This is a genomic window from Streptomyces sp. NPDC048639 (assembly GCF_043199075.1).
Lineage (GTDB): Bacteria > Actinomycetota > Actinomycetes > Streptomycetales > Streptomycetaceae > Streptomyces.
In genome coordinates, this window is record NZ_JBICVP010000005.1 from 573,884 (window position 1) to 596,432 (window position 22,549).

Here is a 22,549-nt window from a genome sequence, read left to right on the forward strand (position 1 = left end):
GGCGCGTCGTCAGTCGTCGCCGGGCACGCAGAGCACGGGGACGCGGGAGAGGTGCAGCAGCTTGTGCGGCGTCGAGCCCAGCAGCGCACCGCGGATCGGGCTCTCGCCCCACGTCCCGACGACGATGACGCGGGCGCTGTGGTGCACGGCGGCGTCCATCAGGGCCTGGGCCGGCTTCTGGTCGATGACTTCGACGGTTGTCGACACACCGGCCGCGTCGGCCGACATGACGGCGTGGTCCAGCCCGATACGGCCGGCCTGGCGGATGGCTTCGAGGTGTGTGCGGTACTCCTCGCCCGTACCGCCCGGGGCCGCCGCTCCGAAGACCAGGACGAGCGGTTCGCCGAACGCGGCAGCCACGTCGATCGCGACGCGCAGAGCACGCGCCGAGCCCGGGGACTCGTCGTATCCGAGGACAACCGACATCTCAGGACTCCTTGTCGTGGAGGAGCGCGGGGTCGACCACGCCGGGGCGTTCCGACCAGAAGACGGGGGACCTCAGCCGCCACACGATCATGATGACCACCCCGATGAGGGAGATGCCGATGCCGATGACGAGCGGCGGGCCGAGGCCCAACCACGAGACACCGCTGTAGGAGTTCGCGGGGTCGGCCATGTCCTGCACCGACTCCACGAGCAGCCACGCCAGCAGGCCCGCGCCGACCACCGGGCCCAGGCCGATGAGGAGGAAGTTGTGGAGGCTCTTGGTCAGTTGACGGCGGTAGTAGACCGCGCAGGCGACGCCGGTGAGGGCGTAGTAGAACGCGATCAGCAGGGACAGCGCGGTGAGCGAGTCGAAGAGCGCATTGCTGCTGATCTGGTAGACGACGAGGTACCAGGCGATGGCGATGACGGCGACCCACCACGTGGACACGTCGGGCGTGTGGAACCGCGGATGAATATGGCCGAAGTGCGCGGGCAGGGCGCGACGCCGGGCCATGGACAAGGCCGTACGCGATGCCGGGATGATCGTCGTCTGCGTCGAGGCGAGAGCGGAGGTCGCCACCGCCAGCAGCACGACCCAGTCCCAGCCCCCCATCACCTCGTTGGCGAGGATGGCGAAGATGAACTCCTCCTCCCCGGCGTTCTCGGCGAGAAAGTCCGGCCCCGCGTAGGCGACGACCGCGAACGCGACGGACAGATACGTCACCAGCAGGATGACCGTCGACCAGACGCCCGCCTTCCCGGGGGCGGTGGCGGAGTTCTCGGTCTCCTCGGTGAGGTTGACCGCGGACTCCCAGCCCCAGTAGATGAACACGCCCAGCAGCAGCCCCGCGGTCAGCGCACCGCCGCCCTCGGCGAAGGGGCTCAGCCAGTCGATCGACGGTTTGACGGCGTCGAACGAACTCGTGTCCGCGTAGACGCGGTAGAGCGCGACCACCACGAAGGCGAGCAGAAAGGCGACCTGCGCGAGGATGAGAACGTTCTGCACCCGCGCCGACAGCTCGGTGCCGATGACGCACAGGCCCGTCATCACCACGATGAGCAGCACGGTGAGCAGTTGGCGTACGAGGTCGTTCTCCACCCAGCTGTCGAGCCCGAAGGCCAGGAGCGCGAAGCTCACAGCGACGTCCGCGAGCGATCCGACGACCAGGACGCCGGTCATGGCGATGGCCCAGCCGCCGAGCCAGCCGGCCCACGGCCCCATGGCCCGGGTCACCCACGAGAAGGTCGTACCGCAGTCCTGGTCGACCTTGTTGAGGTAGTAGAACGCCGAGGCGATGAGCAGCATCGGCACGAACGACGCGAGCATCACGCCGGGGGCGTAGATGCCGACGAGCGCCACGATCGGGCCGATGACCGCCGCCACCGAATACGCCGGGGATGTGGCGTTCAGTCCGATGACGAGTGCGTCGACGAAGCCGATCGCATTTGCCTTCAATTCGCCGGGGGGCTTGGCTTCCGCGATGTCGTCGGTCATGTTCCCCTCGCTCTGGATGTGATGAATCCATAGAACAGTGCGATGCGTCCGTTTTTTACCATTGGGGCACTCTCAAAGAGGTGTGTCAGGGAGAGAAACCGCGTGAGGTCGTCACCGGAGCATCTGCGCGCAGGGGGTGACACGGCACGGAACGCCCGGCGGCACCGGCCAATCCACGGGCGGTTCGGCCGTGTCGGCGCGTCCGGCACCACAGACCAGGCGCTGCGGGCCCGGTGCCCGGTGCGGGCACCGGCACGGGCGCGCCTCGCCCCGCCGCGCCTCGCGCCGATGCGCCATATTTCAACGAAATTCGAAGCCCGCCGATCCTGGAAAGACTTTCGAGTTATTGATCGACAGCTGGGTGACATGCATGGACGCCCGCCAGGGTTTGTCACTACATTCGGCCTGGCCTCCGCTTGCCACCTGACCGCTGGACAACCGGACGCATGTGTCAACGCAAAGGGTTTCGGAGGGAATTCACTGGTGTCGCACCACGGACAGAACCATCACGTCGCCGGAGCGGACGGGGCCCCCGAGACCACCCGGATACCGGGCATGACCGGATTCCGCGACCACGCGGTCCTGAGCGACATGGAGTTGGTGCGGCTGGTCCGCCGGAGCGCCGAGACCTCGGGCGAGGCCGCCGACGTGCTGTGGTCCCGCCACCAGGACGCCGTACGGGCGTACGCGTCCCTCTGCGTGTCGGCGCCCCGCAAGGCGGAGGTGCTGGCGGCCGAGTCGTGCCGGGCCGCGTCCGCCATCGGCGACGCCCACACGCCGCAGGAGGCATGGCGCCCGCATCTGCTCACCCGCGTGCTGCGTACGGCAGTCGACTGGTCGGGCTCCGACCGGGTGAGCGATCTCAGCCCCGACCTTCGCGACTGGCTGGGGAGCGGTGCGGCGGACGTGCCCGGCACGCAGGACGCGGTGGCCCGCCCGGGATCCGTTCTGTTACTGGCCTTCCGCCAACTCCCCGTACGCACCCAGACCGTGCTGTGGCACGACCTCGTCGAGCGCGAGGACGCGGGCGGGATCGGACGGCTGCTGGGCGTCCCGGCGAGCACGGTCCGGACGTGGTCCCTGAACGCGCGTGAACGGTTCCGCAGCCGCTACATCCAGGTGTACGAGGAGCGGGTCGACGGGCCGTGCCGCAGCTTCAACCGCCTCGTCGTCGCGGCCACACGCCTCAGGGACGCGCAGGTGGCGTCCGGCGTGGACAGCCACATCGCCGAATGCCCGCGCTGCAACCGCGCCTTCGACGACCTGCTGCGGATGCAGGACCACTGCGACACGCTGCTGGCCGAGGGGCTGCTGCCATGGGGCGGCGCGCGCTATCTCGCGGGTCGGGTATCGGCCGCGGGTCTGCGTACGCCCCCGCCGCCCCCGGCCCCGGTGCGGGCGCCCGCGGGGCCACCGGCGGCGGAGCGGATCGCTGCCGTGCTGCGGCAGGCCGCCGGGACGGCCCGGCAGGTGGCGCTGTCCGCGGCGCGAGCGGTGCGTGGCGTCGCCCACGCCGCGTCGGGAAAGCTCGTTCCGGCACGGGAAGGGGTGGTGCGCAGGGCCACTCTTCTGCGGGAATCCGCGCTCGCCCGCACCACGCCTCTCATACGCAAGCCCCTGCTCGTTCGGAAGCCCTTGCTCGTCGGGGCGTCCTGGCCCTCACGGAAGCCTTCGCCGGCGCGGCAGGCTTTGCCCGCCGGCCGGTCGGGGAAGCACGCGCCCGCGGGGAGGCACTCGCGCGCGGTGCGTGAGCCCCGGCCCTGGGCGAAGCCCCGTCAACTGGCCGTCGGTGCGGCCCTGGCGGCCCTGACGATCGCCGTCCCGGCCACCATCATCAGCCTGACCGACACCTCGGAGCGGTCCGGCGGCCAGGCCGTACCGCGCCTTCCCCGGCCGACGTACGAACCGGCCGTCCCCGCCCCCACGATGGCCACGCCGACGCAGACCGAGGCGAAGAAGCCCAAGCCGAAGCCCACCCCGACGAAGAAGAAGCCCACGCGCCCCGCCCCGGGAGACACGCCCGCGGCACCGGCCGTCCCGGGCGCCTCCGTGCGCTGGGACTTCGACGAGATCGGCGGCGGAACGACCGCCGACGACTCCGGCAACGGCAACACCGGGATCCTGGTGGGCGCCCCGCACAGGAGCAGTGCCCGCGGCGGGTCCCTGACCTTCAACGGCGACCAGTACGTCGAGGGCCGCAACAAGGCCGTGGCCACCGACCGGAGCTTCACCGTCGCCGCGTGGGTCAAGCTGGCCTCCAAGTCCGAGTTCTTCACCGCGGTGGGCCAGGACGGCGAGGACGTGAGCCGCTTCTTCCTGCAGTACGACGCGGGCATCGACCGGTGGCGGCTGGCCCTGGAGGAGGTCGACTCCTCCGAGGCCGAGGAGGACGAGGCCGTCTCGGAGACCAGCCCCGCCATCGGTGCCTGGGTGCACCTCACAGGGGTCTACGACGCCCCGGACAACGAACTCCGCCTCTACGTCAACGGCAGGATGGAGGACACGTCCCGGCACACGGCGAACTGGTCGGCGGACGGGGCCTTCACCGTGGGGCGCGGCAAGTGGGAGGGACGCCCTTCGGACCGGTTCCGCGGCTCGATCGACGACGTACGGGCCTTTCCCCGCGCGATCGCTCCGGCGGAGGCGGCGGCACTGGCGACGTCGTGACCGGGTCGAGGGGACGGTAGGGCGCTGACCTGCCCGATCCGTACGCCTCGGTAACCCCGGGGGATGCCGCACTAGGGAGTTTCACCAGTACCGGTGGACGGCTGTGCCGAGATCATGGGCGCAGTCCGTCCACCGGTCTCTCCCGAAAGAGTGCGAAAATGCCCGTCCCCAGGGACATATGCGCGTTCGACGGCACGGGCTCCCCCTGTGCCTCCGTCTGCCTCCGCTTTCCGGCGTCGGACGCGCTGCTGTTCTGTGCCGCCTCCGAGAACGAGGGGTCCCTGGCCCCGCACCTCGTCCTCGCGGTCTCCGCGGACGGTGCCGTGCAGACCTGGCGGCCGGGGCTCCCCGACGAGACGATGGCCGAAGTCCTGGGCAGCGTGCGGGAGTTCGTGGCGAAGCTCGACACCGTCACCCCTCCCCTGCCGCAGGGTCCGCTCCGGTGCGGGAACCCGGACCGCGAGGTCACGCTGTTCCTGCAAAGGCTGCCCGGCGGTCCCGTCCTGGGCACCGCCGTCGCCTCCGGAGGGCACGCGGAGCGGCCGGGCGGCAGCGGCGACGTCCTGGACGGCCTGCCCGCACCCAGCCGCCGGCTCGTCCAGGCCCTGGCCGTTCTCGGCGGGCCGGTCGCCGTTCCGCGGCTGGGAACCCTGGTGGACGAGCCGGACGCCCTGGCCGGGGCTCTGCAGAGCGCGCTCGACGCGGGATTCCTGCGCTGGCACGCGCGGACCGGCGCGGCGGAGGTCCCGGAGGACCTGGGCGGCCGCGTACGGGGCGGGATGACGCCACCGGAACGCCAGGCCGCACACACCTGGGCCGAGCGCTGGTCGGACGGACCGGACGCACTGCTCCACCGGGCGGCCGCGGCGCAGGCTCCCTCGCCGTCGCTGGCGGACGCGCTGGAGAAGGAGGCGGAGGCGCTCAGTGCGGAGGGGTACTCGGCCCAGGCCGCCACGCTGCTGCGCTACGCGGCCGACCTCTCCTCCGATCCCGTCACCGGGACGCAGCGGCTGCTCCACTCCGTCGAGCACGACCTCCGGCTGCACCGCTGCTCCACGGCAGGGGCTGCGCTCCGGGCGCTGCGCGGGCAGCCGCCGTCGGTGCACGAACGGGTTCTGGCCGGGCGGCTGAGCGTCCTCGAAGGCGATCTGCGGACGGGCCTCGTCCTGCTGACGGAGGCTCATGAACGCCTGGCGGCCCAGGCGGAGAGCGCCCCGGCCGCCACGCCACCGCATGGCGGAGTACGGCCCTCCTCCCCGGACACCGGCGTACAGCGGCCCGCCCCGGACACCCGGGGACAGCAGCCCGCCGCGCACAGCGGCGTACGAGAGCCCGCACCGGACTCCGGCGTACGGGCTTCCCACGCCGACGTGCGGCAGGCCTCGCTGCTCTGGCTCGCGGAGGCACGGTGGCTGGCCGGGCGCCCCACGTCCGCGATCCGGTCCCTGCTGGAGGAGTCCCGGCAGTCGGCCACCCACGACCCGTACTGGCACGGCATGCGCGCGTGGCTCGACATGCTCCTCGCCGCGTCGGACCAAGGGCCAGCCGAGGCACTGGGCGCCATCCGCTCGGCGACGCTTCCGGCCCATCCGCGCTCCGCGTCCGCCTCCCGCAAGGCCCTGCTGATCGAGGCGTGGCTGCACCTGGAGGCCGGGGACCTCGACCGGTGCGAGAACGCCGTCCACCGTGCGCTGGACGTGTCGGCCATCAGCGAGGCCCCTTCGGCGGACGGCCTCCCGCTGGTCCTGCTCGGCCATCTGCACTGGATGCGCGGGCACTGGCCGCAGGCCGAGCTCCACGCCTCCATGGCCGTGAACTCGGCGACACCGCTGTGGCGTCCGCTGGGGGAATCGCTCGGGCTGCTGGTCGCCGCCTCACGCGGGCAGGCGGCGGAGGACGACGAACGGTTCCCTTCCTTCGGCGGGGAGGAGCAGCCGGTGCTGTGCGCGTGGTCGGGCCTGTTCGCCCGGCTCGTGGGTGCCGTGGAGGCCGAGGACGCGGGACGTGTGGCGGCGCTTCTCGCCGCGGTCCCGGCTCGTTCCGGTCCGGACGGTCTCCCGACCGCGCTCATGCCGTGGCGCGAGCTGGAGTTGCTGCGCGCGGCCGTGCTGGTGGACGACGCGACGCTGCTGGACCGTTCGCTGCGCTCGATGCGGCGGCTGCGCCGGCGGTCGGCCTCCGCCTGGATCAGGATGTTCGGCGCGTGGGGCGAGGCCCTGGCCGCCGTCCACGCCGGGCGCCGGGACAACGCGCTGGAGCACTACGCCGAGGCCGAGCGCCAGGCGACCGCGGCGGGAGCCTGTACGCCCTGGTACCGGGCGCGGCTTCAGGCCGACCACGCGGCCGTGCTCGCCAATGTGGGCAAGCGCCGTGCGGCGCTGGACCGTTACCGCGCGGCGCAGGAGACCTCGGCCGAACTCGGCGCCCGGCCCCTGCATCACCGCTGCGCCGCGGGCCTGTCGCGGCTGCGGCTCCCCCGGTCGGCGAACGGCTACGGGCTGACGGACCGTGAGACCGATGTCGTGGCCCTCGTCGCCTCGGGGCTGACGAACAAGGAGACCGCGGCCCGGCTCTTCGTCACACCGGCGTCCATCGCCTTCCACCTCAGCAACATCTACGCCAAGACAGGCGTGTCCAACCGCTACGAGCTGCGCGCCTGGTGGCAGTCGCTGGGCGAGGGGGACTGGTGACGTCCCGGGGCCGGGGCCGGGCCGTCGGACGCGCAGGCGTACCCGCGGAGCCGGACCGGCCCGCCGACGAGCACGGCGACGCGCTGAGCCGCCAACGGGACCGGCCCGCCGGACGCGTACGCTCCCGCACCCCTCACGGAGCGAGCCCGCCCGGACCCGCTGCGTGGCGGAATGGGCCCGGAACTGGGAGAACCTTCGAGTTATTTCGGTGCAGCCGCCCGGGTATTGGACCGTGGCGACGCGGCTCGGGCGATGTGCACGGAGCTGCAACTAGCCACTCTCACCAGTGCGTTCGGCGGAACGGACGGCAACCATTGGGCGGGCCGGAAGGCAACGGATGGTGCCCATGAGACTTCTCGCCAAGCGGAGCGGGGAGGGCCGGGCGCCGACGACATTCCCCCGGGATCCCCCGTCCTCTGGGAGACGTCGGCGCCCGCGCCGGACGGGCGGCCGGACGCGCGGTCGGTGAACAACCGCAGCCACAGGGGGCCTTGACACGCCTCTTACCGGCCCCAGAACCACCCAGGCCGAACGGAGCACAGGATGACCGTCCACCCGGAGAACGGTCCGTGTGGTGGCGGGAGCGGCCGAGCGGCGTGCCCGTCGTTTCCGGGGATGGACGCACTGCTCTTCCGGGCGGGCCCGGGCGAAGGAGGCCGCCCGGCGCTGCAGTTCGCGATCGGCGTGACCACGTCGGCCGATGTGGTGAGCTGGCGGCCGGGAACGGAAGAGGGTGAACTCTCCGATGTCCTCGAAGCGTTGCGGGACCTTCTGCGATGCGCGGACCCGCTCTCGCCGTCGGGTACTGAGGGCCCCCTCCCCTGCGGGCGCCTGAGCGCCGAACTCACCCTCGTCCTGCAGAGGCTGCCCGGCGACGCGCTGCTCGGGGCGGCCCTCAGGAGTACGGCGCCCCCGGCGCGAGCCGTGCCGGCGACGTACGGCGGGCCGCCCGAGCGGGGCGCACCGCCGCTCTCCGAGGCCGCGGACCGGCTGCGTGCGCTGCCGCGCGACAGCCGCAGGCTCGTCCAGGCCCTGGCCGTCCTCGGCGGCCGGGTGTCGTACGCGCGGCTGGGCACCGTACTCGGGAACGCCGACGATCTGGCCACGGCGCTCCAACCCGCCCTGGACGCCGGACTGGTGTGCTGGCACGCCCGCAGCGGCACGGCCGGGGTGGAGGACCGGCTCCACCCCATGGTCAGGGCCGGGATGTCACCGGCGGAGCGGCATGCCGCGCACGCCTGGGCCCAGGACTGGTCCGCCGGGGCGGACCGGCTGCTGCACCGCGCGGCCGCGGCCCGCTCCCCGCTGCCGGCGCTCGCCGACGAGCTGGAGAAGGAGGCGTACGTACTGGGCCAGGGCGGGCATGCGGCCCAGGCGGCGCGGCTTCTGCGGCACGCCGCCGATCTGTCCCTGGACGCGGGGCGCATCACCCAACGGCAGCTCGCCTCGGTGGAGTTCCGGCTTCGTGCGCACCACACCCTGGCGGCCAGGAACGAACTCGGTTCCGTACGGCGCCATCCGCCGTCACCGCGCCACCTCCTGCTGTCCGGGCGGCTGCACGCCCTCGAAGGCGATCTGCGCAAGGCCCTGGCCGAACTGACGGAGGCTCATGAGCATCTGACCTCCGGCGACCTGCGCACGGGACAGGGAGCCGCCGCCGAGGAGAGGGTGGCCGCGACCCTGTGGCTCGCCCAGGCCAGGTGGCTGGCCGGATACCCGTCGGGGCGGATCCGGCCGTTGCTGAAGGACTACGCGTCGGCGCCCTCGGAGGACTCCTACTGGGCGAGCCTGTACGAGTGGCTTGAGACGGTGGTGACCGCACGGGAGGCGGGCCCCGCGGCCGCCCTGGGGACCATGGAACCACCCGCCGCGGAGGCCGGCGGCCCCCCGTCGGGCCGCAGGCCCGCGCCGGTCCGCCGCCGCAACCTGCTGACCGAGGCATGGCTGCGGCTGGAGGCAGGAGAGCTGGAGGGATGCGAGCGGGCCGTCCACGCGGTCCTGGACCTGGAGTTCGTCACCCCCGACACGGCTCGGACCGGGGTTCCGGACATACTGCTGGGCCATCTGTCCTGGCTGCGCGGGGACTGGTCGCTCGCACAGCTCTACGCGCGCATGGCGGCCCGGTCGGCCACCGGCCTGTGGCAGCCGCTGGCAGGGCCGCTGGGCGAGCTGATCGCGGCCGCCCGCGGGCAGGCGCTCCCGACTGCCGAGAGGGTCCCCGGCGGGTCCCCGCGGCCCACGCTCAGCGAGTGGGCAGTACGGTTCACGCGGATCGTCGGGGCGGTGGAGACGGGCGACGTGCAGCAGGCCCGCCGCCTGCTCGCCGCCCCGCCCTGTCCGGACGAACTGCCCGTGCTCTTCGCACCGTTGCCGACCTGGCGCGAGCTGGAAGTGGTCAAGGCGGCATCCCTCGCGGAGGACGAGGTGCTGCTCGACCGCGCCCGCGCGTCCCTGACGATGCTGCGGGAGCGGGGCGGGTCGCCGTGGGACTGCATGTTCGCTTCCTGGGGCGAGGGACTGGCGGCGGTGTACGGGGGCGAACGGGAGGCGGCCCTCGACCGGTTCCGCGCCGCCGAGACGCACGCAGCGCGGATCCCGGGTCCGCTGCTCTGGTACCGCGCCCGCCTCCAGGCCGATCACGCGGGGCTCCTGGCGAGCACGGGGAAGCGCAGGGAGGCGCTCGACCGGTACCGCAGCGCCCATGAGACCGCGTCCGTCCTCGGGGCCCGGCCCCTGCTCGACCGCTGCGCCGAGGGACTGGCCGGGCTGCGCCTGCCGCGGTCCGCGCGCGGGTACCGGCTGACGCAGCGGGAGAGCGATGTGGCGCGCCTGGTCGCCTCGGGGCTGACGAACAAGGAGACGGCCGCCCGGCTCTACATCACCCCCGCCGCCATCGCCTTCCACCTCAGCAACATCTATGCGAAGGCCGGGGTGCACAACCGCTATGAACTCCGGGCCTGGTGGCAGTCGTTGGAGGACACGGACTGAGGGCTGTCCCGTCTCCCCGGTGGTTCGGCGCGCGGCATCGGATGCGGTGCAGGGGGCAGCTCCCGGGGGCACAAGGCGGAGGGGCGCCCTCCTACCGGATCGTTTGAGACGACCCGACAACGCAGCTGGGGCGCCTCCCGGGCGAAGCTCTGGTGGCGCCATGGCTGTCGTCGCGCGCCCGCCGGGGATCGCGGGACAGCCCTCGGCCGCCGGGTCCACCGGGGGCCGTGCCCGACCACGGCCACCCCGCTGTCCGGACCGTAGGTCGGATCGGCATCGGACGCGACGTCCCAGCACCACCGGGCCCTGTCCACCGTCGGCAACGGGATCGCGGGTGACGTCGAGGACGTGCCATGCCCTCCACGCCGAACACTCAGCGGTCCGAGCACGCCACGACGCGCCATGACCACATGGAGTGGCGCACGCGAGGCCTTCTCCTGATTCAGTTGCCCGGATCTCTGCTGATCCTGGAAAGCCTGGTTCCGTCCCGCCCTCGCGCCACACCGTGGACCCGGACACCGCGGGACGGCCACTCCAGGTTCATCCAGGAGAGCCGACGCAGGGAGAGCCAAGAAATTCGGACGGCGATGTCGAGAACCCGTGGCCGGCTCCGTCCCCGTGGTGAAAGCGACCACAATGGGTCGCACCAACACCGAGGAGAAACACCATGGCCAAGTACTTGCTGCTCAAGCACTACCGTGGCGCCCCGGCTTCGGTCAACGACGTACCCATGGACCAGTGGACGCCGGAGGAGATCTCGGCCCACTTGCAGTACATGAACGACTTCGCGGCCCGGCTCGAGGGGACCGGCGAGTATGTCGACAGCCAGGCGCTCGCTCCCGACGGGACGTTCGTCCGGTACGACGGTGAGGGTCGCCCGCCGGTCACCGACGGTCCGTTCGCCGAGACCAAGGACGTCATCGCCGGATGGATGGTGATCGACGTCGACAGCTACGAGCGCGCCGTCGAGCTGGCCGGGGAGCTGTCGGCCGCCCCCGGGGCGGGCGGGAAGCCGATCCACGAGTGGCTCGAGCTGCGCCCGTTCCTGACCGCATCGCCCACCATCACGGAGTGACGTCCCCGGTGAACGAGGTCCTGCTCCGGAGCCTCACGCCGAGCGTGATCGGGATCCTCGTCCGTCGCGGAGCCGACTTCGCGGCGGCCGAGGATGCCGTGCAGGACGCGCTGGTCGAGGCGGTCCGCGTCTGGCCGGCCGGCCCCTCCCCGAGCTCTTCGAGCGGGGGATACCCCATCCGGGACCCCAAGGGCTGGCTGGTCACCGTGGCCTGGCGCCGGTACCTCGACGCGACCCGGGCGGACGCCGCCCGCCGCCGGCGCGAGGACCGTCTCGACGAGGAGCCGGCGCCCGGGCCCGCGTCCGCGGTGGACGACACGCTCCAGCTCTACTTCCTGTGCGCCCACCCGTCGCTGACGCCGTCGTCCGCGGTCGCGCTCACGCTGCGCGCCGTGGGCGGGCTCACCACCCGCCAGATCGCCCAGGCCTATCTGGTGCCCGAGGCGACCATGGCGCAACGCATCAGCCGGGCCAAGCGCACCGTCTCCGGCGTGCGGTTCGACCGGCCCGGCGATGTCGCCACCGTGCTGCGCGTCCTCTACTTGGTCTTCAACGAGGGTTACTCCGGCGACGTCGACCTCGCCGCCGAGGCCATCCGGCTCACCCGGCAGCTCGCGGCCGCGATCGACCACCCCGAGGTGGCGGGGCTGCTCGCCCTCATGCTGCTCCACCACGCCCGGCGCGCCACCCGGACCGCGCCCGACGGCAGCCTGGTGCCACTCGCCGAGCAGGACCGCGGCCGGTGGGACACCGAGTCGATCGCCGAGGGCGTCGAGATCCTGCAGAGGGCCCTCGCCCGCGACCGGCTGGGCGAGTTCCAGGCACAGGCCGCCATCGCGGCACTCCACGCCGACGCACCCACCGCGGAGGAGACCGACTGGGTGCAGATCGTCGAGTGGTACGACGAACTCGCGCGCCTGACCGACAGCCCGGTCGTCCGGCTCAACCGCGCGGTGGCCGTCGGCGAAGCCGACGGAGCACGCGCCGGCCTGGCGGCGCTCGCGGCACTGGACGACTCCTCCCCCAGCTCTTCGAGCAGGGGACACCCCATCCCTCGCCGTGCCGCGGTGGCGGCGTACCTCCACGAGCGCAACGGCGACCTGGCGACGGCGGCACGGCTGTACGCCGAGGCGGCCCAACAGGCACCCAACATCGCCGAGCGCGACCACCTGACGCGCCAGGCCGCCCGGCTCAATGCCCGGCGGTGACGCTGACGGGTCACGCTCGGATTTCCCCCGGCATGTGGCACCGGCCACCTGGGCCGGGAGTGGTCGCCTCAACCGGGAGCGGTCGCCTCAAAGAGACTGGGGCGGGTCGGGACCGGATGCACGACGCATTGCCTGCAGGGAAGCTCGGCACGGGGTGGCGGCAGGCGTGGTGTCTCAAAGGAACCCGCCCGCTGAAGTGCCCGGTGAAGGTGGCCCATCTGCGACGGTTGGCCCGCCCGAAAAGCGGTTCGCCCGCGCTGGTCCCATGAAGAGCCGGAAAACCCCCCGGGTCAGGACGTCCCCGGCAGAGCGAATTCGGCCCATACCGTCTTTCCCAGCGGCGGATACGACCGTACGCCCCAGTCCGCGCTGAGGGCATGCACCAGGAGAAGTCCCCGGCCGCCTTCGTCGGTGGCACCGGAGAATTGCAGTGCGGGCTCGTGGAGGAAATCGGCGTCGGTGACCTCGGCACGTAATCTCGTGCCCAGGCTCAGCGCCACCAGGATATGACCGCCCTCGCCGGAAGCGTGCAGGACGGCATTCGCGATGAGTTCTGACATCACCACGGTCACGTTGTCGCGCAATCCGCCGCGCAGTCCCCAGCGTTGCATGATGCGGGCCACCCGTTCGCGTGCCAGAAACGGCGCTGTGGGCTGTGAGGCGAGCCGGAACCCGGTGTCGTACACGGCGGTGAGTCCCGACTCGTCGGCGTGTGCGCAGCGGCGGTGGTCGTCGAGGAGACTCACGGAATTGCCCTCCGGTGTATCGGCCGGTCGTGCGGACGGGCCGGTCCAGCCGACAGGTGGAGCGCGCCGGTTGGCGCCGGTGAATCGGCGCGCCCCCGGGGCGCGCGTGCCGGTAACGCAACCCCATGGCTGGAATACTGCCTTCCGGGCGGCTGTACGGGACTGCAAAGACCTTCTAGCTCACCCTGCTCCACCGGGTGATTCCGAGGTCCGCTGGATCAGGTCGCGCAGGGCGCGGCGGTCACGGACGGCCAGTTTCGCGAAAGTTCGCGCCAGGTGGTATTCGACGGTCTTGACACTGATGACCAGATGTTCGGCGATCTCCCGGTTCGTGCGCCCCAGCGCCACCTGGCGCGCCACGTCGCGCTCGCGCGGGCTCAGGGTGGCGAGCACCGCCAGGTCGGGCCCGGGGGCATGGGCCGAGGCGAGGTCGGCGAGGCTGAGCCGCTCGAAGGCGACGGCTCCCATCGCGCGGAAGGTCGCGGCCGAAGTGTGCAACTCGCGTTCCGCCGCCGCGTGTTGGCCCAGATCTCGCAGGAACCTTCCGTGGCCCTGCTCCATGAGCCCGCGGAAAAGGGGGATGTCGCCACCCTCCTCGGAGACCTCGGCCGCACGCGCGTAGGCCCGTGCGGCGGCCTTCACCGCTCCCTCCCCCTCATGCACCCGCGCCGTGAGCCAGAGCCGTACGAGTTCCGGACCGCGGGAGGGGCGGCCGGGGGCGGGCTCGGGCAGGAACTCCTGGAGCAGAGCGCGAGCCCGTCCCACGCGGCCCGCCGACACCGCCGCGTCGATGTAGAACGGCGACCACCACAGGGCGTAGAGCCGATAGCAGTCGTTGAGCCCGGCGGCCTCGGCGATGGTGCCCAGCGCCGCGAGAACGGCCGGGGCGTCGTCGCGGGCACGGGCGGCCAGGGCCTGGGCGAGCGCCGAGTAGAACTCCGGGCCCCGGTAGTCCAGCAGCACCGAACGGGCGCGCGCCGCCTCCATGTGCGTCCGCGCCTGCTCGGTGTCCCCGCGGCCGGCGGCCAGTGCGGCGGCCAGCGAGTGGAGAACGGCGTGGTCGATGGCGTGGCCGTGGGCGTCGATCGCGCTGAGCGCGGTCCGCGTCTCGCATGCGGCCCGGTCCCACGAACCGTCCATCATGTGGCAGACGATGAGATGCACGTACCCGGCGAGACCGAGGACCTGGAAGGTGCCGGGACGCGAACGGCGGACGACGGTGGACAGTTCGGAGGCGGCGACGGAGACCCGGCCGGACAGGCAGTGCAGCATGCCGCGGATGGTCAGCCCGAACACATCGGCCTCTTCGACCATGTTCGGGTCGTCGGGCAGGTAGTCGAGGGTCTGCAGACCCGCCTCCGCGCCGCCCACGAGCCCCTGGCCGTAGGCGGCCAGCGACCGTGCCGCGGCGCGCGTGTCCCGCACCAGGATGCCCAAGTGGCCCCCGTCGGCGCCTTCCAGAGCCGCGACGGCGGCGTCCGCGGTGCGGACCGTCTCCCGTCCGAGCCCGAGCACAGCCGTCACCCACCCCAGTTCGACGCCCGTACGCGCGGTGGCCAGCGGTCCCGTCCCGTCCTCGGCCGCGGTGGCGAGGGCCTGGGTCAGATGCCTGCGCGCCTGCACCAGGCGGCCCTGCGCGAAGGCCAGCAGGCCCAGCACCTCCTGGCGCCGCGCGGTGGGCTTGGCCGCGGCGACGAGATCCCGGTAGCGGCGCACCAGATTTCCCTCGCCCGCCCAGAACTTGAGGCGGACGACTCCGATCAGATGGCGCTCGCGCTCCTCCTGGTCCTCGGCGACATCGGCGGCCCACGACAGATACTCCGCAGCCGTGCCCAGCCTGCCCAGCGCGCTCTCCTCGCGGGCGGCGGCGGCCAGTTCGGCCGCGAGCCGGGCGTCGGGGCCGGTGGCCGCGGCCACACGGTGCGCCCAGGCGGCGCCCGCGTCGACCAGGTCCACCGCGCGAGCGTGCAACTGCCGTCTGCTCTCGGGGCTGAGCGCTTCGTAGACCGCGTCGCGCAGCAGCCGGTGGCCCGGGGCGACCGCCGTGGACGGCTCGTCCGGCCACCACCGCACCAGTCCGGCGCGCAACAGCGGTTCGAGGGCGCTCGCCGCATCGGGGACGCCCACGAGCCGGCTGAGACGGCGCAGGGAGACCTTCGCGTCGAGGACGGCCAGCCCTTCGAGCAGCAGGCGGGACGGTTCGGGGAGCCGGGCGAGCCGTGCCCGTACGGTGCCGGCAAAGGTGGCCGGAGCCTCCTCCGGCGGTCCGCCGATCGCCGCCTCCGGCGGCCACAGCAGCAGGGTGGCGTGCAGGGCGTTGCCGCCGGTGATCCGGTGGAGCCGCGCGCCGGCCCGCCCGGGCGGCTCGTCCGAGCCGGACAGGGCGGCCAACTCCCCCAGTTCCTCCGGCCCGAGACCGGCCAGCGGCACCCGCAGGTCGACTCCGAAGCCGTGGCTGTCCGTGCCTGCCGGTCCGGTCGCCGAGGTGGTGGCCACCACGATCGTCAGGACCGGCTGGTCCGTCAGGCCGCGGGTCATGGACGCGGCCGCGTCCAGCGACGGGGTGTCGGCGGCCTGGGCCTCCTCCAGGACCAGGACGACGGGCGCCGCCCGGGTCAACACGCCCATGACGGTGGTGAGTTCGGCGCTCACCGCGATGGGCGAGACGGGCGAGAAGACTCCGGTGCTCAGCAGGGGCAGCCGCCTGACGACACCGGGCGGCACCTGGCCGAGGAGCTGGCCCAGCATGGCGTACGGCCGGTCCTGGGCGGTGTCCGAACCATGGGCGACGAGCACCCGGAAGTCCCGCAGCCCTTCGGTGAAGTGCCGGATCAGCCGCCGCTTTCCGACACCCGGCGGCCCTTCGACGAGGATCACGCGCGGCTGTCCGGCCGCGGCCGAGCGGGCTTCCGCGGCCATGAGGTCGAGCGTGGCGCGGCGTCCCACGAAGGGAGGGGTACCCGGGCCTGCCGGCGGGCAGTTCCCCGGCGAGGCGTTCACGCCGCCTTCGGCACGCAACCCGCGCTCCATCAGATCCGGCTCCGCCCACCGCTCCGGACAACGGTGTCGTCGGCCGAACGCGCTATCACACAGGGCTCCTTGGCTTGTGGCTGCCGAATGTCCGGTTGGGAGGACGTAGCTTAGACCGGTTGCCGAGCGCCCGGTCGACGACGCCGGATCCGGCCGTCGGAGGGTGGGCCCGCCGCTCGAACCGCAGGATCGGGGGCTCAGGACGCTCGGGGTCGCCCGCGGGCGACCGGACATGGGGCCGCGGGGCCGAGCCGGTCGCGCCCCGCCCCCCCACCCACCTCGTACGTCCGCCCGCTCGAAGGTCCCGTCACGCCTCGTGCGCCTCGGGGAGCCAGGCCGTCAGGCGGAAGCCTCCGTCCGGGCGCGGGGCGGCCTCCACGCGTCCGCCGAGGAGCGCCACCCGCTCGCCCAGGCCCTCGATCCCGTGGCCGCTGCTGGGAAGTCCGGGCGGCGGGGGCGCGGTGGGCCGTTCGTTCTCCACGGTGAGATGGAGCCCGTCGGGGCGGTAGTCCAGCGTCACCCGGGTGTCGGCGCGGCCCGCGTGCTTACGGACGTTGGTCAGCGCCTCCTGGATCGCGCGGTAGGCGGTGTGCTCCAGGGCGCCGGGCAGGGGGCGTTGCTCGCCGGTGACGTCCGACGTCACGTACGCGCCCGTGCTCCGGCTGTCCTCCAGGAGTGCGCCGAGGCCATCCAGCGTCGGCTGCGCGGGAGGCGGCGCCTCGTCCCGGTCACCGCGCAGGACGCTGAGAACCTGGCGCAGTTCGTCCAGTGCCTGCCGCCCGACCCCGCCGATGAGCCTGCCCGCCTCGCGCCCGCGCGGGCTCTGGGCCGGGTCGGCCTCCAGGGCGCCGGCGTGGACGACCATCAGGCTGACGCGGTTGGCGACCACGTCGTGCATCTCCCGCGCGATCCGGGCGCGTTCCTCGACGCGGGCCTGGGCCGCGAGCAGATGCCGTTCGCGCTCCAGCCGGTCGGCCCGCTCCCGGAGGCCGTCCAGCACCATGCGGCGGGCGCCGACGTAGAGGCCGAGCAGCGCGGGCACCGCGACGATCAGACCGAGTTCGACCACGATCTCCGGGGCGAACCGGGGGCCGCCCACCCGGGCCTCGGCCAGCATCCTGCCGACGACCACGGCCGGGCAGGCGGCTGCGCACAGCCCGGCGAGGACGGCACGCGACCGTCCGTACGCGGCAGCCGAGTAGAGGGCCACGAACAGCGCGGCCTCGGGCACGAACGTCGGCAGCGGTACGCACAGCAGCGCCGCGACGCACACCGCCACCGGATACCGCCGGCGCACCACCACGGCCGCACTCACCGCCGCCACGGCCAGCAGCCCCGGAAGGACGACGGCCGGGTGGGGATCCTGCCCTGAGGGGTACGCGAACGTGGCGCGCCGCAGATCGCACCCCGCGACGACGACCGCGACAGCGAGATCGAAGAGGAGCGCGCGAGGGGCCGTCCACCACCACGTCCCGTCCCGTTCAGGGGTCCCGCGCCGCCGGAGGGCCCGGGGCGGGAACGCGACGGCGGCGGCCGCGAGGAGGACCAGGAGCCCGCACAGCTCCAGCGGCAGGACGAGGTGCGTGAACGAGCGGTGCAGCCGGGCGAACTCCGCGGCCGGCGCCAGGGCCATGGCCAGCGCCACGAGGTACACCACCGCCAGACGCACCCGCGCCCGGCCCAGCGCGTACAGCGCGACCGGGGCGGTGACGGCGAGTACGGCGCCCATGAGCAGGCCCGCGGATGCGGCCAGTACCAGGAGCACGGGCCGGCGGTGGCGGAAGGGGAGCGCGAGTGCGGCGGTGACGGCGAGGGCGGCGGCGAACCACGGACCGGGCAGAAGGCCGCCGGCCGCGGACTCGGTGGCCACCTGGTAGGTCCAGACGCCGTCCACGCAGGCGGCACCGGCCGGGATGAGCACCTGCCGGGCCCGGGCCGTCCTCCGGCCGCGCCCCGGGAGCTCCGCGCCCGCGGTCGCGGCGCCGGCCGGTGGCACAGCCTGCGCGGCGGTCGCGGCCGAGGTCAGGAGTCGGGCGGTCACCTGCGGATCGTAAGCCGTGAGGTCCCTCCCCCGGGAGCCCCGGGGGAGGGCGCGGTGGAGTGGGGCTCGCCCCAATGGTGGACTCCGCCGCCGGGGACCGCGTCCGGGGAGCGCGTCCGGATCTCCTCGCGCGCTGCCGTCGGTCCGTCTAGATGCGCCCCCGACGGCCGGTGCCGTACTGCTGACCGCGGGCGAACCGGCCGAGTGCCGAGGCGGACGTGTCCGGCGCGATCCGGAGGCGCCCGGATCGGTATCGACAGCACCCTTGTTGACGACCTTACTCTGCGGTAATGATGTGCTGCCTATCGACGCCGTGACCGAAACGGAGTCCCAGCATGGCCGACCACGCCCGGCGCACGTTCCTCACGTTCCTGGTGGCCGCACCCACCCTGGCCATCGCCACCAGTGTCGGCGTCGACGCCCTCGCTCCGTCGAGTGCGGAAGGGGCGGTCCCGACTCCCCCCTCGCCGGCCGACATCCTCGATCTCGGGGATGTCCTGATCCTGGCGGGCAAGCCGACCTCCGGCATGCTCGTCCTGGAGATGGACGAGGACGGCACGGCGCACTTCCGGCTGCCGCGCGCCGAGGTCGGCCAGGGTCTGACGACAGCGGTGGCGATGCTGGTCGCCGAGGAACTGGACCTGCCTCTGCACTCCGTGAAGGTGCGGCTCGACGACGCGCGGCCCGAGTTGCTGTTCAACCAGCTCACCGGGAGTTCCAACTCCATCCGCTCGCTCTACGACCCGATCCGCCGGACCGCGGCCGCCGCCCGCGCCCGTATGGTCGCCACCGCCGCGCGCGAGTGGGGCCTCGACCCGGACCGGCTGTCCGTAAGCAAGGGCACGGTCACGGCGCCGGACGGCCGTGAGACCACCTACGCCAGGCTCGCCGTGGCCGCGGCAGGGACGGCGACGCAGAAGCTCGGCGAGGCGCAGTCGCGGCCCAAGGCGGAGTCCGAGCACCGGCTCGTCGGGACGCCGACTTCGCGCATCGACGCGCGCGCCATCGTGACCGGGCGGCAGAAGTACACCCTCGATCTGGAGGTTCCCGGGGCGAAGCCGGCGATGGTGCGGCGACCCCCGACGATCAACGGCACGGTGGAGTCGGTCGCCAACGCGGCCGCCGTGCGCGCCATGCCCGGGGTCCTGGACGTGGTGGTGATCCCGACCGGGGTTGCGGTCGTGGCCGAGACGTTCGGCCAGGCGCTGGAGGCGAAGGACGCCCTCGAAGTCCGGTGGAAGAAGGGAACGGTCGACACCCTCTCCGACGACGACATCCGCGAGAAGCTCCGCGCCGCGGCACTGCCCTTCGTCGTTCCGCCGCTGCTCACCAAGCACGTCGAGGCGGAGTTCGACTTCGCCTTCGCGAGCCACGCGCCGCTGGAGACGAACTCGGCGGTCGCGGACGTACGGTCCGGCAGCGCCACCATCTGGTCCGGGCTGAAGTCGCCCATCGTCGCCCTGCAGACCATCGCGCGGGAACTGGGCCTGCCGCAGGACAAGGTGACCGTCCATGTCGTGCAGGCCGGCGGGTCGTTCGGCCGCAGGCTGTTCTTCGACGGGGCGCTGGAGGCGGCGCGCATCTCGCAGAAGAGCGGACGCCCGGTGCGCCTGATGTGGTCCCGGATCGACGACATGCGGCACGGCCGGATGCGGCCCGCGACCCACCACAAGATCCGGGCGACGTACGCCCTGAACAACGTGCTCACCTTTGAACACCGGGTGGCCGCCGTCGAGACCGACCTCCGGCACGGTCTCGGCGAGATCATCACGGCGAGCGCGGCGCATCTGCCGGTCGCCGGGAACGCGAGCATCGCGCAGTCGCTGTTCCTGACCACGGTGAAGTCGCCGTACCACTTCGGTGTCACCACGCAGTTGCTGAACGAGGTTCCGCTGCGGATGCCCACCGCGTCCTGGCGGTCGGTGTACTCGGCGAACACCCGGGGCGCCGAGGAGATCGTCGTCGACGAACTGGCGAGGAAGATGGGGCGGGACCCGGTCGCCTTCCGGCGGTCGTTCCTCAAGTCCGCCCGCCAGCGCGCCGTCCTGGACAAGGCGGCCTCCGCCGGCCGGTGGGGCCGGGCGATGCCGGAGGGCTGCGCGCAGGGCATTGCGTTCCACGACGAGTACAAGTCCTGTACGGCCTGTCTGGTCGAGATCGACGCGCGCGACCCGAAGAAGCCGCGGGTGACCAAGGCGGTCATCGCGGTCGACGTCGGCCGCCCGGTCAATCCGCGCGGCCTGGAGGCCCAGATGCTGGGCGGGCTGACGGACGCGATCTCGACGACCCTGCGGGCGGGGCTGCACATCGACAAGGGCCTGCCGCTGGAGGGCAGTTACTCCCAGTTCCACTACGCGCGGCAGAAGGACAGCCCGCCCGAGGTGGAGATCCATGTGATGCCCGCCGACGGGGAGCCGGGCGGCGCAGGGGAGCTGGGCGTACCGGCCGCGGTCGGCGCGATCGCCAACGCGTACGCCCGCGCGACCGGCACCGGGCCCCGCAGCTTCCCGGTCAACTTCGACGTCGACTTCACGCCCTTCCCCCGTTGAGGAGCCCGCGTTGCCTTCCCACACCTTCTCCGTCAACGGTGAGTCCGTCACGGTCGACGCACCCGACGACATGCCGCTCCTGTGGGTGCTCCGCGACCTGCTGGGCATCACCGGGCCCAAGTACGGCTGCGGCATCGACGTCTGCAAGGCGTGCACCAGCCATCTCGACGGGAAGGCGGTGAACCCCTGCGTCGTCCCGGTCGCGGACGCCGAGGGCCGCGAGGTCACCACGATCGAGGGCCTGGCGGACGGCGACCGGCTGCATCCCGTCCAGCAGGCGTGGCTGGAGGAGGACGTGGCGCAGTGCGGCTACTGCCAGCCGGGGCAGATCATGGCCGCGGTGGCCCTCCTGCGGGAGAAGCGCGACCCCACGGACGCGGACATCGACGCCATCGCGAACGTCTGCCGCTGCGGCACGTACTTCCGCATCCGCGAGGCGATCAAGAGGGCCGCGGCGAACCTGTAGTCCGGCGCGGCCGTTCTCGATTCCCGTATCGCGCGGGTCGGTTACTGCGCCGGCCGGTCATCGTGCCGGTCAGTCCCGGCGCGCGATCACCCGGTACGCGTTGGCCAGTCCGGCGCGCCCCGACAGCGGCTTGACGAGGGCCCCGTCGAGCACCGTCGCCAGCAGCATCACGGGGAGGCCCGCCAGCATGAGAGCGTGGCGCAGCAGGAAGCGGAGGCGCCCGGGCGGGGCGGGGTGCCAGGGGGCGTCCTCGGGCGGGGCGATCCGGCTGAGCGCCAGCCATACGGCGCCCAGCAGGTCGACCGGATCGTGCGGCTGAGTGTGCTGTTCCACGACGACGGTGAAGCCCAGGGCCGTCAACTCCCGGCGCAGATTGGCCAGGGGGACGAAATTGAGGTGCTGCGGCTGGAGCCACGGCAGCCACCAGCGGCCGAGCCACCGTGCGAGGCGGGACTCCGCGTCCGGCACCTCGATCATCAGATGGCCACCGGGGCGTACGGTCTTCCACGCGGCGCGCAGTTCCTCGCGCGGGTTCGTGCTGTGCTCCAGGTAGTGGAACATGCTGACCACGTCGTAGCCGCCGGCCAGGTCCCCACCGGCCAACTCGGTGAAGCTGCCGCGGAATCCGCGGGTGACCCGGCCCTCGCGCTCCGCGACCTCGATGCCGTCGCTGAAGTCGAGGCCGTCGAACGTGGTGCCGGGGAAGACGGTCCGGGCGGTCTCGCAGAAGTGGCCGTGGCCCGTGCCGACATCGAGCCAGGTGGCCGGCTCCTCGGCGAAGCGCTGCATGGGCTCGGCCCGGCCCACGTACATCTTGGTGCGGCGCGCGAACAGCCCGCCGAGCTGCTTCTCCCCCAGCCCGTCGTAGAAGTCCCGGTAGTAGAACTCCAGCCCCTCGTCGCTGAGCCGGGGGTTCTGGAAGACGTGGTGGCACTCCTCGCACGCCTCCAGCACGAAGCGGCCCGGCTTGTGCTGGAAGAGGTCGCTCGTGCGCAGGCGCACCCGCAGGCGGGACGAGCCGCACCACGGGCAATCCGTACGGCGCGGCTCGAAGAAGCGGTCGGTGCCGGACGCCAGATCGGCCTGGTAGCGCGGGCGGAGCCCGGCGACCTCCTCGGCCCGGGACGGCTCTGCGGGGCGCTGCGGTGCCGGTGTGCTGCTGCTCAAG

Annotated in this window: 13 protein-coding genes; 7 read left to right on the forward strand and 6 right to left on the reverse strand. The window is 72.9% G+C overall.

Annotated features, from left to right (window positions below; genetic code table 11):
• Positions 1 to 9 precede the first annotated feature (9 nt).
• Together ACGFNH_RS17245 and ACGFNH_RS17250 are read right to left on the reverse strand one after the other, a co-directional pair.
• The gene (locus ACGFNH_RS17245) at positions 10 to 426 is read right to left on the reverse strand and encodes a universal stress protein (protein WP_393654435.1); all 417 of its coding nucleotides are present in this window, start codon (positions 424 to 426) and stop codon (positions 10 to 12) included.
• Position 427: 1 nt separating this feature from the next.
• Positions 428 to 1,921 (reverse strand): APC family permease, encoded by a 1,494-nt coding sequence (locus ACGFNH_RS17250; protein ID WP_393654437.1) that lies wholly within the window; start codon positions 1,919 to 1,921, stop codon positions 428 to 430.
• A 483-nt stretch (positions 1,922 to 2,404) separates the two neighbouring features.
• Here ACGFNH_RS17250 and ACGFNH_RS17255 point away from each other — a divergent pair, with 483 nt between their 5' ends.
• The 5 genes from ACGFNH_RS17255 to ACGFNH_RS17275 all read left to right on the forward strand — a co-directional run bounded on the left by ACGFNH_RS17255 (position 2,405) and on the right by ACGFNH_RS17275 (position 12,549).
• On the forward strand, positions 2,405 to 4,588 hold the full coding sequence (locus tag ACGFNH_RS17255; RefSeq protein ID WP_393654438.1) for a LamG-like jellyroll fold domain-containing protein: 2,184 nt from the start codon (positions 2,405 to 2,407) through the stop codon (positions 4,586 to 4,588).
• 158 nt (positions 4,589 to 4,746) lie between these two features.
• Positions 4,747 to 7,278, forward strand: a complete 2,532-nt coding sequence (locus tag ACGFNH_RS17260) for a LuxR C-terminal-related transcriptional regulator (protein ID WP_393654440.1) — start codon at positions 4,747 to 4,749, stop codon at positions 7,276 to 7,278.
• A gap of 615 nt (positions 7,279 to 7,893) precedes the next feature.
• Entirely contained in the window at positions 7,894 to 10,266 is a 2,373-nt protein-coding gene (locus ACGFNH_RS17265) for a LuxR C-terminal-related transcriptional regulator (RefSeq protein WP_393654442.1), read from the forward strand.
• A gap of 667 nt (positions 10,267 to 10,933) precedes the next feature.
• Positions 10,934 to 11,341 carry a YciI family protein gene (locus ACGFNH_RS17270; RefSeq protein WP_393654444.1) on the forward strand — a complete coding sequence of 136 codons (408 nt, stop codon included), beginning with the start codon at positions 10,934 to 10,936 and terminating at the stop codon, positions 11,339 to 11,341.
• A gap of 8 nt (positions 11,342 to 11,349) precedes the next feature.
• On the forward strand, positions 11,350 to 12,549 hold the full coding sequence (locus ACGFNH_RS17275; RefSeq protein WP_393654511.1) for an RNA polymerase sigma factor: 1,200 nt from the start codon (positions 11,350 to 11,352) through the stop codon (positions 12,547 to 12,549).
• Positions 12,550 to 12,839: 290 nt separating this feature from the next.
• Here ACGFNH_RS17275 and ACGFNH_RS17280 read toward each other — a convergent pair whose 3' ends face one another.
• From ACGFNH_RS17280 to ACGFNH_RS17290, 3 genes are all read right to left on the reverse strand, one after another.
• Positions 12,840 to 13,295: an ATP-binding protein gene (locus ACGFNH_RS17280; RefSeq protein WP_393654446.1), complete on the reverse strand. Its 456-nt coding sequence runs from the start codon at positions 13,293 to 13,295 to the stop codon at positions 12,840 to 12,842.
• A 180-nt stretch (positions 13,296 to 13,475) separates the two neighbouring features.
• Positions 13,476 to 16,241 (reverse strand): LuxR C-terminal-related transcriptional regulator, encoded by a 2,766-nt coding sequence (locus ACGFNH_RS17285; protein WP_393654448.1) that lies wholly within the window; start codon positions 16,239 to 16,241, stop codon positions 13,476 to 13,478.
• 391 nt (positions 16,242 to 16,632) lie between these two features.
• Positions 16,633 to 18,366, reverse strand: coding sequence for a sensor histidine kinase (locus tag ACGFNH_RS17290; RefSeq protein WP_393654450.1), 1,734 nt, complete (start codon positions 18,364 to 18,366; stop codon positions 16,633 to 16,635).
• Between the two features lie 335 nt (positions 18,367 to 18,701).
• Here ACGFNH_RS17290 and ACGFNH_RS17295 point away from each other — a divergent pair, with 335 nt between their 5' ends.
• Positions 18,702 to 20,915: a molybdopterin cofactor-binding domain-containing protein gene (locus ACGFNH_RS17295; RefSeq protein ID WP_393654452.1), complete on the forward strand. Its 2,214-nt coding sequence runs from the start codon at positions 18,702 to 18,704 to the stop codon at positions 20,913 to 20,915.
• Positions 20,916 to 20,925: 10 nt separating this feature from the next.
• Positions 20,926 to 21,381 (forward strand): (2Fe-2S)-binding protein, encoded by a 456-nt coding sequence (locus tag ACGFNH_RS17300; RefSeq protein ID WP_393654454.1) that lies wholly within the window; start codon positions 20,926 to 20,928, stop codon positions 21,379 to 21,381.
• A gap of 69 nt (positions 21,382 to 21,450) precedes the next feature.
• Here the strand turns inward: ACGFNH_RS17300 and ACGFNH_RS17305 are convergent, their stop codons facing one another.
• Positions 21,451 to 22,548 (reverse strand): class I SAM-dependent methyltransferase, encoded by a 1,098-nt coding sequence (locus tag ACGFNH_RS17305; protein WP_393654456.1) that lies wholly within the window; start codon positions 22,546 to 22,548, stop codon positions 21,451 to 21,453.
• Position 22,549: the final 1 nt, after the last annotated feature.

What these genes read in the sequence shown, in the direction of transcription:
- ACGFNH_RS17245 (WP_393654435.1), bottom strand. Translation starts at nt 426, where the DNA reads ATGTCGGTTGTCCTCGGATACGACGAGTCCCCGGGCTCGGCGCGTGCT.
- ACGFNH_RS17260 (WP_393654440.1), top strand. Translation starts at nt 4,747, where the DNA reads ATGCCCGTCCCCAGGGACATATGCGCGTTCGACGGCACGGGCTCCCCC.
- ACGFNH_RS17270 (WP_393654444.1), top strand. Translation starts at nt 10,934, where the DNA reads ATGGCCAAGTACTTGCTGCTCAAGCACTACCGTGGCGCCCCGGCTTCG.
- ACGFNH_RS17265 (WP_393654442.1), top strand. Translation starts at nt 7,894, where the DNA reads ATGGACGCACTGCTCTTCCGGGCGGGCCCGGGCGAAGGAGGCCGCCCG.
- ACGFNH_RS17250 (WP_393654437.1), bottom strand. Translation starts at nt 1,921, where the DNA reads ATGACCGACGACATCGCGGAAGCCAAGCCCCCCGGCGAATTGAAGGCA.
- ACGFNH_RS17295 (WP_393654452.1), top strand. Translation starts at nt 18,702, where the DNA reads ATGGCCGACCACGCCCGGCGCACGTTCCTCACGTTCCTGGTGGCCGCA.